The following is a 14,167-nucleotide window of genomic DNA, read 5'->3' as shown; positions in this document are numbered from 1 at the left end:
GCCCGGCCCAGCGCGGCCGCCGATTCGGCCACCGGGGCCAGGGCGCCGAGGGCCAGGGCCATCGCCGCCGGGGCCCAGGCCCCGTCGAGCCGCCCGCCGCCCGCCGCGTGGGCGGCCGCCGCGACCACCCCGATGACGGCGGCGACGACAAGCAGGTCACGGGCCGCGCCCGCACCCGTCTCCCAGGACTGCTCGGCACGCTGGGCACGGGCCAGCCGCCGCCCGCCGGACCGCAGCCGGGCCCGCGTACGGTCCAGGGCACCCGCCGCCAGCAGCTCGCGGAGGCCGTCCACGGTCTCGACGCTCTCCGCGGAGAGTTCGGCGAGGGCGGCCCGGGTCCGCGCCCCGCGCACGGCCCGGCCCCGTGCTTCCAGCAGGGGCGACCACAGGAGCAGCAGGGCGGCGGGCACGACGGCGAGGAGCAGCCACGGTCCGAGGACGCCCAGGACGGTGGCGGCCACGGTGAAGACGAGACCCGAGGCGAGGAGCTGCGCGATGGCGTGGGCGTAGAAGAACTCCAGCGCCTCCACATCGCCGAGCGCGGTCGAAGCGAGGTCACCGCTGCGGCGCCCCGCGATCCGGGCGGGGGCGGAGCGGGCGAGCCCGTCGAAGACCCGGACCCGGAGTACGGCCAGGACCCGGTAGGCGAGGTCGTGCGAGAGGTCCATCTCCCGCCAGGTGGCGAGCGCCCTGAGCAGGACGAGCCCGATGAGGACGGCGACGGTCCCGGGGGCCGGGGGCCGCTGCTCGGTCACCGCCGTGCCCACGGTGTGCGCGGCGAGCGTGACCAGGGCGACCAGGGCCGCCTGGTCGACGAGGGCGGCCAGACAGGTGCGCAGCACGGTGGGGCGGTGGGCGGCGAGGACGGGGAGGAGGGAGCGGAGGGCGCCGGTGTCGTGGGCGGCGTCGGTCTCCGGTGCGGTCGCGGGGGCCTTCTCCGCGGCGGCGGGCGGTGTCATGCGGCGTGTTCCTCCTGGGCGGTGCGGCCCGCCGCGACGAGCGAGGCGTAGACGCCGCCGCCCGCGAGGAGGCCGCTGTGGTCGCCGGACGCCTCGACCCGGCCGGCGTCGAGGACGACGATGTGGTCGGCGTGGCGTACGGCGTCGAGCCGGTGGGCGACGACGAGGCAGGTACGCCCCCGGCTCGCCGCCGTCAGCTCCCGTACGATCCGTGCCTCGCCGCGCTCGTCCACCGCGCTGGTGGCCTCGTCCAGGATCAGGACGGGCGCGTCGGCGAGGAGGGCGCGGGCGAGGGCGAGCCGTTGGCGCTGGCCGCCGGAGAGCGTGGCGCCGCGTTCGCCGACGAGGGTGGCGTACCCCTGCGGGAACGCGGTGATCTCCTGGTCGATGCCCGCTGCCCGGGCGGCGGCGCGCAGCTGGGCGTCGGTGGCGGCGGGGCGGGCGATGCGCAGGTTCTCGGCGATGGTGGCGTGGAAGAGGTACGTCTCCTGCGAGACGACGGCGATCCCCCGGCGCAGCGAGGCGAGCGTGTACGCGGCGGTGTCGGTCCCAGCGACCGTGACGCGGCCGCTGTCGGGGTCGCGTCCGCGCAGCAGCAGGCTGAGCAGGGTCGACTTCCCGGCGCCGGAGGGGCCGACGATCGCGGTGGTACGCCCGGCGGGTGCGGTGAAGGTGACACCGTCCAGGGCGGGGCGTTCCGCCTCGGGGTGGGTGAAGTGCACGCCCTCGAAACGGACTTCGGGGGCGGTGTCCCAGCGGGCGAGCGCCCTCCCCCGGTCGGCGACGGCGGGTTCGGCGGTGCGCAGGGCGGCGATGCCGTCGGCGGCCGAGACCCCCAGGTAGCCCGCGTGCCATTCGCGGGAGAGGTCGCGCACGGGGCGGAAGCACTCGGAGGCGAGCAGGAGCAGGAGGTACGTCCCGGTGGTGGCGGTGCGTCCGGTGGCCGCCGAGGAGCACGCCACCAGGACGGCGGCCGCGGTGCCGCCCTGGACGGCGAGGTCGGTGAGGCCGGTGTCGACGAGGGAGACCCGGAGTTTGGCCACGGTCGCCCGGTGGAGCGCGGCCGAACGCTTCTCCAGCCGGTCCCGTACGCGGCCCACGGCCCCGGCGGCGCGCAGGGTGGCCATGCCCTGGAGGGCTTCCAGGTAGTCGGCGGCAAGGGCTTCGTAGGAGTCCCAGTGCTCCTTGCCGCGCCGGGCGAGCAGCCGGTCCCACCAGCGCGGCCCGAAGAGCGCGAGCAGCAGGGCGAGGCCCAGGGCGAGGGCGGCGTACGGCTCGATGAGTGCGACGGCGAGGAGCAGCAGGGGCGGGGCGGCGCAGGTGATGAGCGCCTGGGGGAGGTAGCGGGAGATGTACGCGTCCACTCCCTCGACGCCGTCCACGAGCGTGGCGCGTACGGCTCCGGCCCGCGCCCCGGTGGTGGCGGGCGGCCCGAGTTCGCCGAGGCGGCTCAGCAGCGTGTCGCGGAGCCGGATGCGGACGGCGGCCCCCGCCGTGACGACGGCCAGCCGCTGGGCCCGGACGAGGGCGGCGCGGACGAGGACGACGGCGAGCACCGAGAGGAGGAGCGGCGCGAGGTCGGACGTGTCGCCGTGGGCGATCCGGGAGAGGACGACGGCGAGCAGCACGGCCTGGGCGAGGTGGGTGAGGGTGACCAGGGCGAGCAGCGCGGTGGCCAGGCCGAGGGGGCGGCGGGCGGTACGGGCGGCGCGCAGGAGTTCGGGGTGGAGCATCATGGGCGTTCTTCCTTGCCCGGTGGGGGCGGTGGGGCGGGGAGTGGCGTGTCCTCGTGCGGGCGTTCGGGGGTTCCGGCGAGGGCCAGGCCGTGCACGATCCAGTCGTGTCCGGGGGCCTCTCCGAGGGCGGCGCCCAGATCGGCCTGCTGCCAGGAGCCGATGGGGCGTGAGCGGAGCCCGAGCGCGGTGGCGTGCGCCTGGGCGGTACCGGCGGCGTAACCGGCGGCGAGGTGGCTGCCGCGGATCAGGGCCGGTGGGGCGTCGGCGGGGCAGCCGTGGGCGACCAGCACCGCGCCCGCTGCGGCGATCCACCGCTGGCCCGCCGCCCAGCGGGCGAGGGTGGGGCGCGCGTCACCGGAGGCGAGGACGTCGAGGGGGGCGGTGCCCGGAGGCACGGTGAGGAGGCCCGGGGCTTCGCCGCCGACGGCCGCAACCCACTTCGGGCCGTCCGGCCGGGCTCCCCCGGCGGTGGCCAGGACCCGGGCGAGCAGGTCCGGGGCGAGCGGGTGTGCCAGGTCGGAGGGGGCCGCGCTCCTCCGCGTACGGAGGTCGTCGTCCGTCACGGGGGCGGGACGGCGCGCCGGGTGCCAGGTGCCGGCCCGGCCGGGCGCCGCCGCCAGGTGGTCCAACAGATGCCGTACGGAGGCGAGTTCACGCAGGTTTCGTACGGAAGCGGGTTCGCGCGGCCGGGCGGTCCCGGCGTCCGGTCGCGGACCCGGGGCGGCGGCGGGCCGTTGAGCGGCCCAGGCAGCCAGCGGACGAGAGTGGGCAGCGGGTTCCCCTTCAGGCAGCAACCAGGCTGCGGCTAGAGGGAGTTCGGGTTCGGTTCCGGGCCACCTGCCCCGCCACTCGGCCGCGCGGGGCAGCCCCGCCGCTGCCGCGAGCTCGGCGCCGTCCGCGTCGAGGGAGACCCGCACATCACCCGGGGCGGCGGCGAGCGCGAGGGCGGCCGCGGCATGGCCCGCGTCCAGCAGGAGGAGCGGCCAGGCCCGGTGTCCGTACTGGGCGACGGTACGGGTGACGGTCACCGTGAGGACGACCATCGCACCCGGGGGCGCGTCGGCGGGCGCCGGACCCCGGCCGTGGGCCCGGTGGGCGTACGGGTCGTAGGCGTACCGCCCGGGCGGCAACGGGCAGCCGGGGCCGAGGAGCAGGTGCGCCCGTACGGGGTGGAGGGCACCCGCCGAAGCGACGGGCCGCAGCCGTCCGGCCGTCCCGGCGGGTACGGCGAGCGACAGCCGAAGGGCACGTTCCAGCTCCACCGCCTTCACGGCCCCGCCCCCGTCGAGGGACAGCGCCGGGCCGCCCCAGGGGAAGGGACGCTCCGGTACGAACGGGGCGGAGTGCGGCACGCGGGGTGACCTGGCATCGGCGAGAGCGCGGGCCAGGAAGTCGGAGGCGACCGGAGGGGCCTGGGGCATACGGGCGCGCTCCTTCACATGTGCGGCGGCGGTGCGAGGGTGAAGTCCGCCGGTCCGGTGGGGGGTCGGGTGCGCCAGCCCCGGTCGAGCGCGGCTTCGGCGAAGCGCGGACAGCCGAAGTAACCGAAGGCGGCAGGGGCGTTGGGGATGAGGCCGGAGACCAGGACGCGGGCGACGCGCAGGGTGGTTTCGGCGATGTCCTCGGTGGTCAGGTCCACCGTGATCACGCGGTGGTTCCCGGCGGCGAGCGCCGCGTCCAGGGCGGAGCGGCTGCCGGGCGGGATCTCGGTGACGGGGACGACACCGGCAGCCGGTTCGGTGAAGCGCCGGGCCAGTGGGGCCATCCGGTCGTCGAGCCAGACCTGTACATGGGCGCCGAGGTCCCGTACAGCGGCGAACTCCGGTCCGCAGTCGTCGAGATAGCGCCGGTCGGCCCGGTGGTCCAGGTACAGACCCCGTGCGAAGAGACCGGCCTCGACGGAACGGTGGACCCATCCGTCGGCGTCCACCGCGCCCTGGGTGAACACCCAGGTGTGCACGGCCTCCAGGACCGCCTTGCGGGCCGCCTCCGCCGGGTCGTACCGGCAGGCGAACCCGGCGGCGTGGATCCCGCGCCGGGGGTCGTGGACCAGGGCGGCCATGCAGGGGGCGAACTCGGAGGGCATCTCCACTATGTGGACCGCGAGTTCGGCGCCCGCGAGGTCTTCGGTGAGGCCCGGGACGCTCGCGGGTTCGATGCCCCGGGTCGGGCCGTCCAGGTGCCACCACAGCTCCAGCGCGTCCCGCTCCACGACTTCGAGCAGCCCTCGCTCGACGGCGTCGTCGAAGCCCTGACCGGTGGCTATGCCCGCGTAGTTGAGGTGGTGGGTGCGCGGGAGTGAACGCAGTTCGCCCTGACGCCAGTTGAGGTGGGTGAGGGCCACGGGCGCCCAGCAGGGTTGCCCGTTCTCGGTGCCCGGTGTCCACAGGACCGGGGTGTCGGCGGTGAGTTGGGCGTACGGGAAGCGGGGGCGCTCGTGCTGCCAGGAGGCGTACGAGGGCACCGCCCCGGGCCCGTACAGCCGCAGGCCCTCCGCCATCAGCTCGGCGGCCGTGGCGCGTCGGGGCGCGCCGGGGTGGCCCGGTGGCGGGACGCGGTTGCCGCAGTAGCGTTCCACGGCCTCGGCGACGGCGGCGATCCGGGCGCCTTCCGGGTCGCCGAAGGTGGTGCCGAGCGAGACCCGGTCGGCGGGCCAGGCGCCGAGGCGGCGGGCGTCGGCGACCTCGGCGGTCATCGCGGTGTAGCGGGGCGGCGCTCCGGCGGGGTGCTCGACGGGGGCGACGCCACGGATCAGCCCGCAGACGGGGTCGACCAGGGCTTCGATGGGCAAGGTGCTGGTCAACGGCATATCTCCGGTCCGGGCTCGACGTAACGACGCCGGGCGACGACGGTCAGGTGCAGGGCGCTCCCCCGGGCCGTGACGGCCCGGCGGGACGGGGCGAGGCGGGTGGCGGTCACCGGGTTCTCCCCGGTGTGCGGGTTGCGGGCGTGGGCGGGGAAGTGGTGTCCGGCGATCTCCGTGCGCAGCCTGGTCCCGGCGGGCAGGCGGCGGCCCAGGGTGCCCAGGGGCACGGTGACCTCCACGGCCTGTCCGGGCGGGTCGGTGCGCCGGACGATGCCGAACGCGAGCGGTTCCGCACGTCCGGCCGGGTCGAGCGCGGTGACGCGTACGGCCCAGTCGGCGCCGGGGGTGTCGGCGGCGGCGTGGATACGGGCCGTGGCGGGCCCGGCCAGGTCGAGCGGGCGGGGCAGCGGCGGGGAGAGGAGGAGGCAGCGGTCGGCGGGGGCTCCGCCGGCCGGGACGGTCAGGTCGTCGGAGCGCACCGGGCGGGCCGGGTCGGTGGTGAACTCCCTGCCGTGCAGCAGCCGTAGGCCGGTGGGGGCGCCGAAGGCCCAAGTGGCGGTCCGCGTCGGCGTTTCCTCGGACGTGTCGGCGGGCCGGTCGGCGATCCGATGCCAACGGCCGCTGCCGCCGAGGGAGATGGCCCCGCGCCGCTCGGGCTCCAGTTGTCCGGCGAGGGCGGCGCGGGCCCACCGTACGTACAGCGCACCGAGGTTGATGCGATCGGACGCGATCAGGGGCCGGTCGGCGGTGAGGCGATGGCCCCACGGTCCGAGCAGGAGGCGGGCGGGGCCGCCCCAGCCGCGCCACAGCGCCACGGTGTCCTCGGCGAAGGGGTCGCGGGTGCCGCCGACGGCGAGGAGCGGAAGGCGGGCGGCGGAGCCCCGCAGGACGATCCGGCCGCGCCGGCAGTCGTCCCAGAGGCCGGGCCAGGAGGGCAGCGCGCGGCCCAGCCGGTCGGCCAGCCGGATGACCGGGAGGTGTTCCAGCAGCCCGGGGTCGTCGTCGAGGGCGCGGTCCAGCGCGTCCGGCGCGGAGTCCGGGCGGTCGCCGTGGGCGGCCCACCATCCGGCCCGGGCCCGGAGCCGTTCGGGGCCCGCGGGTTCGCGGGCGGTCTCGGCGAGGCCGAGGGCGGGGACGGCGGCGATGACGGCGTCCGGCCGTCCGTCGCCGGGGGCGCCGAGCGCGGTGACGAGGGCGCAGTGGGCGGCGTAGGAGGCCCCGGCCGCGACGACCTGGCCGCCGCCGCTCCACGCCTGCCCGCGCACCCACGCCACGGTCGCGGCGCCGTCGCCCTCCTCGTGGTCCCGGTAGGGGTGCCACGCCCCCGGCGATCCGTACCGGCCGCGTACGTCCTGGGCCAGGGCGGCGAATCCGTGGGCCGCCCAGCCGTGCAGCTCGGCGCGGTGGGCGGTGCGGTCGTAGGGGGTCCGGATGACCACGGCGGGGTGGGGGCCGGGGGTGTCCGGCAGGCAGAGGTCGGTGGCGAGCGGGGTGCCGTCGGGGGCGGGGACGTACACGGTCGTGGTGTTCGCCGTGGCGTTCACGGAGCGGTCCGCGTGGTGGGGGGTCTTCACGCGTTCGCCTTCGCGGTGAGCGGAGTGCGCGCCTTCGGCGTCTCCGTGAGCGGAGTGCGCGCGTTCGCCGTCGCCCGCGTGGTGGGGGCGGGCAGCGGGGCGACCTCCGGTACGGGGAGGACGGGGTGCTCGGTGACGGTGAGGTCGCGCAGGTCGACCCGGCGCAGTCGGCGGCGGGCCGGGAGGACGGCACCCCGGGGCGGCTCGCCGTCCGCCCAGGCGATCAGGTCGGCGGTGAGCAGCGCGGCGACGAGGGCGGCGGACGCCTCGGTGGGGTGCGGTCCGGTGTCGGGGGTGCGGTGACCGGCCCAGTAGGCGGCGAGTTCGCGGTGGGCGGCGGTCGCCGCGAGTCTGCGCAGCCGTACATGGGCGGAGGTGACATCGCCCGGGGCCGCGGCGAGGGGTTCGATCCAGATGTGGGCACCTTCACGGTGACAGCGCAGCCAGGCGGTGTGCCGGGCGGGCAGCTGGTCGGCGGCGTCCCAGAGCCCTTCGGGTACGGGCGAGTCGAGGCACCAGACCACGGCGGTGTTCCGTCGCCCCGCGAGTGCGGTCACATCATCGGCGGTGGCGGCGGGGTGGACCTCGGCCCCTTCCGCCCGGGCGAACCGGGAGAGGGGTTCGGTGAGTGCGGGATCACCCAGGAGGTGGATGGTCCGCCCGGTGAGCGGTGGGCGGCGGGGTGCGGTCACCGCGTGCCCGGCCTCCTCGAACGCCGCGACCAGACCGTCGAGTTCGGCGGAGTGCGCCTGCTCCCCCTCCCCCGCCGTCAGCCGGTTCACCAGCTCCACGGGATCGGCGCGCCCGGTGTCGATCCGCAGGAACTCCCCTGCGGAGGTGCGGAGTACGGGCCGGCCACCGGGGACGGTGACGAACCCGGCGCCGGGAGCGAGTCGGCTGCGGTTCACGGAGACCTCCGAGGGGCTCGGTACGGAAGAGGACGTGTGGTGCGAACGAGAGAGGACGTGCGGGGCGAACGGGAGAGGACGGGTGGTGCGAACGGGACGGGCCCGTCCGGGGGTTCGCCCGGACGGGCCCGCCACACGCGAGGAGCGGGAGAGCCTGCCTCAGCGGCAGGTTCCGCCTACTTCTCGTCCGCGGTGTCGGCCTCGACGGCGTCGTCGAAGGGGTTCTCGACGAGGGCGTTGGAGTGGGTGGCGGAGAGGTGGGCGAGCTGGCCCTGGTCGGCGATCGGGCTGAACACCTTGTGCTGCTCCATGAGTTGAAACCTCCATAGCGATGGATCGGGTGATGGTTGCGACGCCGTTCTGTGCCGCACCACAGACACTAATGAATATGATTTTCATTCCGCAATAGCTGGGGCGGGTCGAGAGGGTGATCTGGGTAACAGACGGGCCAGCCGCCCACGGAGTCGGCCCCCACCCGCCCGCGCACGCCCAGGACTTCGGCCAGCAGCCGTTCCGTGACCACCTCGCCGGGAGGGCCGTCGGCGGCGATCCGCCCCTCGCGCAGGGCCACGATCCGGTCGGCGAACCGCGCCGCGTGATTGAGGTCGTGCAGCACCATCACGACCGTCAGCCGCCGCTCGGCGCGCAGCCGTACGACCGTCTGGAGCACCTCCAGTTGGTGCCGCAGATCGAGATAGGTCGTCGGCTCGTCCAGGAACAGGACGGGCGCGTCCTGGGCCAGCGCCATGGCCAGCCGGACCCGCTGCCGCTCACCGCCCGACAGCGCGTCCACCGGCCGGTCCGCCCAGCCGGTGACGCCGACGTCCGCGAGCGCCCGGGCCACCACCTCGTCGTCGCCGTCCCGCAGCATCCCGAGCGGCCCCCGGGTGGCGTACCGGCCCTGCCGCACCAACTGCCGTACGGTCAGGGCCGGTACGGCGGGCGCCGACTGGTGGAGGAGTGCGACGCGGCGGGCGGCGGCGCGTCGGGGCAGGCGCGCCGCGTCGTCCCCGTCGAGCAGCACCCGGCCCCCGCTCGGTGTGAGGAGTCCGGCGGCGAGCTTGAGGAAGGTGCTCTTGCCGCAGCCGTTCAGACCGATGAGGGCGACGAGTTCGCCCGCTCCGATGCTCAGGTCGATGCCACGCAGCACCTCGCGCCCCGGATAGCCGAAGCAGAGCCGTTCCGCCCGGACCGCGGCGGGTGCTTCCACCGCGTGGCCCCTCCCGTCCGGTGGATCCGCCATGCCCCTCTTCCCGTCCGTCGTGACATCTCTCGTACGTGCGGCCATGTCCGGCCCTCTCCCTGTCATCGTTCGTCCGCCCTTCGCCGCGCCACGACCAGCAGCAGCCCCGCCCCGACGAAGGTGGTGAGCGCTCCGACCGGCAGGGTCAGCCGGTCGGCGTCGAGCACCACCACCAGGAGTCGGGAAAGCAGTTGGGCCGCCGCGTCCGCCCCGCAGACCACCGCCGCGCCGAACAGCGCGGCACCGGGGAGGGCGAGGCGCAGGTCGGCCCCGAAGGCGGCCAGGGCCAGATGCGGCACCAGCAGGCCGACAAATCCGAGCGCCCCAACGGCCGATACCGCACCGGCCGTCAGGGCCACCGCGCACACGAGTGCGGCGGCCCGGCCCCGCCCCGCGTCCAGACCGGCGGCCGAGGCCTGTTCGTCACCGCAGCGCAGCAGGGTCAGCGGCGCGGCCAGCAGCCAGGCGGCGGCCCCCCACACCGCCGCCCACGGCCACAACAGGTGCCAATGCTGCCAGACCCGCCCCTCGGTGGAGCCGATCAACCACTGCACGACGCTGCCGAGTTCGCCCGGGGCCACCAGGAGGACCACGGCGGTGAGCCCCGCGAGGACCGCCGAGACCAGCACTCCGTAGACGGCGGTCTGCTCGGGGTCACTCTTCTCCCGCCCCGCGAGCAGCCACAGCAACCCCGCGCCCGCGAACCCGCCGAGGCAGGCGGCCACGACGACCGCCGTCGGGGAGTCCCAGCCCGCCAGCCCGAGTCCGGTGGCGGCGACCGCGCCGAGCACCGCACCGGGGGTGACCCCGGTGACCTCGGGTCCGGCCAGCGGATTGCGCAGGGCCGACTGGAGGACGAGCCCGGCGACGCCCAGGCTCGCCCCGGCGACCAGCGCCACCAGCAGCCGGGGCAGCCGGAGTTGGAGGACGACGTGTTCGGCCATCGGATCGCCGCTCCCGCCGAGGAGGACGGCCCGTACATCAGCGCCCGTGACACCCCGCCCCGCGAACAGGTCCGCGCAGGCGACGGCACACACGAGCACCCCCAGGGCCCCCAGCCGGACGGCCGGTGAGCTGTGCCAGGCCCGCCGGGCCGGGGCGGGCGCGGTTTCCAGGACACTCATCTCTCCGCCTTCCGCAGGAGGGGTACGGACTCGTCCGCCGGACGCCCCCCGGCGCACCCGCCGTCCGGGCCACCCGGGACCGGCAGGGCGCCCCGGACCGGCCCCCGGCCCGCCGCGGGCCGCCGCCCCCGCTTCAGCAGCACCACACCGACCGGCACCCCGACCAGAGCCGTCCACGCGCCGACGGGTGTCTCGACCGGCGCGAGCGCCAGCCGTGCGGGCTGGTCCGCGCAGAGCACCACGACCGCCCCGCACAGCGCGGACCGGACGAGCCAGCCCGCCGCACCGCCGTCCGGCTTCAGCCGTCGGGCGAGGTGGGGCGCGAGGAAGCCGACCCAGGCCACCGGGCCGCAAACCGCCACGACGGGGGCGATCAGCACGACGGCGATGCCCAACGCGGCGACCCGCGCGCGCTCCACGCGTACGCCGAGCGCGCGGGCGTCGTCGTCGCCGAGCCGCAGCACACCGAGCACCGGCACACAGAGCACGAGCGCGGGGACGGCGACGGCCAGCCAGGGCAGCAGTCCGGTGACGTCGTCCCAGGTGCGGGCGGACAGACTGCCCAGCAGATAGCGGTAGATGAGCTGGAGGTCGAGCTGGTCGGCCATCACCATGAGCACCAGCAGCCCCGCCTGGAGCGCGGCGGCGACGGCCGCCCCGGTCAGCAGCACGGACGACGGGCTGCGCCCGAACCCGGCGGCGATCAGGGTGAGGAGCCCGCCGAACGCGGCCCCGGCCAGGGCCAGGAAGGGCTGGAGCCCGAGCGGTACGGAGAGGGCGAGCACCAGCGGTGCCGCCACCCCGAGCGCGGCCCCGGAGGAGACGCCGAGCATCTCCGGAACGGCGAGCGGATTGCGCAGCGCCTCCTGGAGGACCAGGCCCGCGGCGCCCAGACAGGCACCGGCGATCAGCGCCAACACCATGCGGGGCAGCCGCAGTTCGGTGACGACGATCCCCGCGAGGTCGTCGGCCCCGAGGGTGGCGAGGAGCCTGCCGGGCGGAACGTACGGCGTACCGAGGCTGAGGGCGCACACCGCGCTGACCACCCCGGCCACCACCAGACAGGCCGGCGCCACGGGCAACCGCCCGGGCGCGGTACGGGCGTTGGGCGCGCCGCCCTTCGCCGTACGGCCGTCAACCCCGTCGCCGGCCACGGCACGACCGCCGACCCGGCCGCCCTCCACCGTACGGCCGTCGACCGTAAGGCGGTTGACCGTAAGGCGGTTGACCTTACGGCTGGTCACCGCGTCGCCATCCACCGTACGATCGCCGACCGCAGCGCCATCCACAGCACCGCCGTCCACCGCACGGCCGTCGCCCCCGCCGCCATTCACCGTGCGGCCGGTCACCGCAGTGCGGCCGTGGCCTCGTCGAGGACGAGGCCCAGGGACCGGGTGCCGCGCCCCTTGGCCCAGACCTCGGAGTCGACCTCGATGACCTTGCCGTTCTTCACCGCCGGGATCCGCGACCAGAGCGGGTTCTTGGCGAGCTTGTCGGAGAGCTTGCCGTCCGGCGCGCCGAAGGAGAGCGTCTCCACGAACAGGACGTCGACGTCCCGGGCGAGGATCTCCTCCAGGCTGTACGAGCCGTCGATCCCCCTGCTCTTCCAGGGGTAGTGGGAGATCTTCGGGAAGAGCCCGGCCGCCACATCGGTCTCCGGGGTGGCCACGCCGAAGTTCTCGTCGCTGCCGAAGATGATGAGTGACGTCTTCTCGCTCCTGGCCTTCTCGGCCTCGGCCAGCCGGGCGCGGAACGTCTTTTCCACCTTCTCCCCCTGTTCCGTACGGCCGGTGAGCGCGGCGAGGTCGCGCAGGTAGCCGACGCTGTCCTGCCAGGAGCCGGGCTGTACGGGCCAGAAGGTGGTGGCGCCCTTCAGCGCGGGGGCGAGCTTGCCGTGGGTGTCCCCCAGGCCGATCACCAGGTCGGGCCGGTGGGAGAGGATCGCCTCGACCTCGGGGCTGAGGAAGCCGCCGGGCACGACGGGGACCTTCGCCGCCTTCTCCTTGCCCAGGAACTCGGGATGCGCGAGCACCGCGGAGTTGGTGGCGGTGGGGGCCATGCCCAGCTCGACGAGGATGTCGTCGCAGAGGGCGACCAGGCAGACGATCTTCTGCGGGGGCTTCTTCAGGGAGACCGTGACGCCCTTGGCGTCGGTGATCCGGGTCGCGGCCTCGATGGGCCGCACCTCGGTGCTCGTACGGGGGCCGGCCGCCGGTTCGACCGCCCCGGATCCGGTGTCGGAGGGGTCGCCCGTGCCGCAGCCGGCCAGCAGCCCTCCCAGTACGGCGATCGCGGCCCAGCGGCGGACTCTCAGTGCGGTGCGTGGCATCGGCTGTCCCTCAACTTCTGTGCGGTCCCGGGGAGGAGGCAGGTGTGACGGCGGGGCCCCGGGAGCCATCCCCACCACAGACCGGAACCTTACACATGATTATCATTTCCAATAAAGTGGCCGGGGTGCCCACGGCATCGACCGGCCCCACCGACCAGCCCCAGGAGAACGCTGTGCCCCACACTCCCCACCCGCCACCCCGACTGCTGGTAGCCGACCAAGTCGCGGGACGCATCAGCCTGTTGGACCTCCCGGACGGCAAGGAGCGGGCGGCGCTCGACCACCGGCACCTCGCCGAGCACGCCGGGTTCCTCGCCCTGCCGGACGATCTGGTCGCCTGCGTGGACGACCGGGCGGGCGAGCTGCTGGTCCTCGATCCCTACGGCCCCGACGCGGGCCGACCCCTGGTCCGGCGGCGCATACCGGTCGCCGCCCCCGCCGAACACCTGGCAGCCGCACCGGACGGGCGCCGCCTCGCCGTGACCACCGGCCTCGGGCGCAACGAGGCGGCCTGGACCGGGCTCCTGACGGCCATCGACCTCGACGCACCGGACGGGGCCGTCGCCGTACGCGTACGGGGGCGCATCGGCGAGCCGGGCGTCACGCTCACCGGCGGACCGTCGCCGCTCGTGGTGCTGCGCCACCGGGAGCCCGGCGAACTCCTGGTCCACCGGCACCGCGACCTGATGGCCGCACCCCCTTCCTGCCCGCCCGTGGAGCCGGTCCAGCGCATCGGACTGCCCGACGCCGACGGGCACGGGGACGCCTACGACCCGGCCACCGGGCGGGTGTTCGCCGCGGCGGGCTCGGGCGTGCACCGCGCCCGGCACGAGGGGGAGAAGGTCGCGCCGGAGCCACCCCTCCCCTGGGCCGCCGACGGGCGTACGGGAGGCCGGGGCTACTACCTGCGGCTCGACACCGTACGACGCACCCTCTGGTCCTGCGTACGCGGCGGGCCGCCCGCGCCGGGGCAGTGGCCGGAGTGGACCAACGACGCCTGGTGGCACGGGCTCGACACCGGCACCACGGGGAGGCTGGAGCTCGGCCCCGGACTGGTGTTCCGGCTCGCGGTGACCGCCCGCCACATCGCGTACACCCGCGTCCACCCGGACGGCGACGAGCTGATCCTGCTCACCGCGCCCACCGCCCCCGGGACCCGGCCGCACATCGCCGCCCGCCTCCCGCTGCCCGCGATGGCGGGCGCGCCCCGGCGCGGCGGCACCCCCTGGGACGGCGTCCAGCGGCGCGCGGTCGCCGCCTCCCCCGGCGCGGGCCTGGTCGCGGTCAGCCGGGGCGGCCACGGCGAGGTCCACCTCTTCGACACCGACCGGGCGGAGCCGGTCACCACCCTCACCCTCCCCACCCCGCTCGACGACGGCGGCCATCTGGCACTCCTCACCCCCGGCGACGGGGCGCACGCGGACCCGGTGGGGCGGTGACGTGGCGGCCGCCCCCGCCCGCGCGGGGGCGGCGGGGGGGGGGCGCGGT

The 14,167-nt window shown here is 76.0% G+C and carries 12 protein-coding genes; 1 reads left to right on the top strand and 11 read right to left on the bottom strand.

Annotated elements, in window-relative coordinates; all coding sequences use genetic code 11:
* From ACFW9Z_RS28725 to ACFW9Z_RS28675, 11 genes are all read right to left on the bottom strand, one after another.
* The coding region (locus tag ACFW9Z_RS28725; RefSeq protein ID WP_384645489.1) for an ABC transporter transmembrane domain-containing protein at positions 1 to 959 on the bottom strand (959 nt) is incomplete at its 3' end.
* Positions 956 to 2,695 (bottom strand): ABC transporter ATP-binding protein/permease, encoded by a 1,740-nt coding sequence (locus ACFW9Z_RS28720; protein WP_384645488.1) that lies wholly within the window; start codon positions 2,693 to 2,695, stop codon positions 956 to 958. The genes ACFW9Z_RS28725 and ACFW9Z_RS28720, both read right to left, overlap by 4 nt.
* The gene (locus ACFW9Z_RS28715; protein WP_384645487.1) at positions 2,692 to 4,116 is read right to left on the bottom strand and encodes a nitroreductase; all 1,425 of its coding nucleotides are present in this window, start codon (positions 4,114 to 4,116) and stop codon (positions 2,692 to 2,694) included. Before ACFW9Z_RS28715 ends, ACFW9Z_RS28720 begins: the two co-directional genes overlap by 4 nt.
* Positions 4,117 to 4,130: 14 nt before the next feature.
* Positions 4,131 to 5,498 carry a YcaO-like family protein gene (locus tag ACFW9Z_RS28710; protein ID WP_384645486.1) on the bottom strand — a complete coding sequence of 456 codons (1,368 nt, stop codon included), beginning with the start codon at positions 5,496 to 5,498 and terminating at the stop codon, positions 4,131 to 4,133.
* Positions 5,495 to 7,045 carry a CocE/NonD family hydrolase gene (locus tag ACFW9Z_RS28705; protein ID WP_384645500.1) on the bottom strand — a complete coding sequence of 517 codons (1,551 nt, stop codon included), beginning with the start codon at positions 7,043 to 7,045 and terminating at the stop codon, positions 5,495 to 5,497. The genes ACFW9Z_RS28710 and ACFW9Z_RS28705 overlap by 4 nt, the downstream gene beginning before the upstream one ends.
* A 26-nt stretch (positions 7,046 to 7,071) precedes the next feature.
* Positions 7,072 to 7,983 carry a hypothetical protein gene (locus tag ACFW9Z_RS28700; RefSeq protein ID WP_384645485.1) on the bottom strand — a complete coding sequence of 304 codons (912 nt, stop codon included), beginning with the start codon at positions 7,981 to 7,983 and terminating at the stop codon, positions 7,072 to 7,074.
* A gap of 176 nt (positions 7,984 to 8,159) precedes the next feature.
* Positions 8,160 to 8,294: a streptamidine family RiPP gene (gene amiA / locus ACFW9Z_RS28695; RefSeq protein ID WP_384645484.1), complete on the bottom strand. Its 135-nt coding sequence runs from the start codon at positions 8,292 to 8,294 to the stop codon at positions 8,160 to 8,162.
* 68 nt (positions 8,295 to 8,362) lie between these two features.
* Entirely contained in the window at positions 8,363 to 9,226 is an 864-nt protein-coding gene (locus tag ACFW9Z_RS28690) for an ABC transporter ATP-binding protein (protein WP_384645483.1), read from the bottom strand.
* Positions 9,227 to 9,288: 62 nt separating this feature from the next.
* Complete coding sequence (locus ACFW9Z_RS28685; protein WP_384645482.1) at positions 9,289 to 10,350, bottom strand: FecCD family ABC transporter permease; 1,062 nt, start codon at positions 10,348 to 10,350, stop codon at positions 9,289 to 9,291.
* Positions 10,347 to 11,426: a FecCD family ABC transporter permease gene (locus ACFW9Z_RS28680; protein WP_384645499.1), complete on the bottom strand. Its 1,080-nt coding sequence runs from the start codon at positions 11,424 to 11,426 to the stop codon at positions 10,347 to 10,349. Before ACFW9Z_RS28680 ends, ACFW9Z_RS28685 begins: the two co-directional genes overlap by 4 nt.
* Before the next feature lie 269 nt (positions 11,427 to 11,695).
* On the bottom strand, positions 11,696 to 12,679 hold the full coding sequence (locus tag ACFW9Z_RS28675) for an ABC transporter substrate-binding protein (RefSeq protein WP_384645481.1): 984 nt from the start codon (positions 12,677 to 12,679) through the stop codon (positions 11,696 to 11,698).
* Positions 12,680 to 12,852: 173 nt separating this feature from the next.
* On the opposite strand from ACFW9Z_RS28675, the gene ACFW9Z_RS28670 reads away from it, so the two are divergent.
* The gene (locus ACFW9Z_RS28670; RefSeq protein WP_384645497.1) at positions 12,853 to 14,118 is read left to right on the top strand and encodes a hypothetical protein; all 1,266 of its coding nucleotides are present in this window, start codon (positions 12,853 to 12,855) and stop codon (positions 14,116 to 14,118) included.
* Positions 14,119 to 14,167 lie beyond the last annotated feature (49 nt).

This window comes from Streptomyces sp. NPDC059452, from assembly GCF_042750035.1.
Taxonomy (GTDB): Bacteria; Actinomycetota; Actinomycetes; order Streptomycetales; family Streptomycetaceae; genus Streptomyces.
Note: the sequence above shows the minus strand (reverse complement) of the source record. Positions and strands in the feature narration are given on the sequence as shown.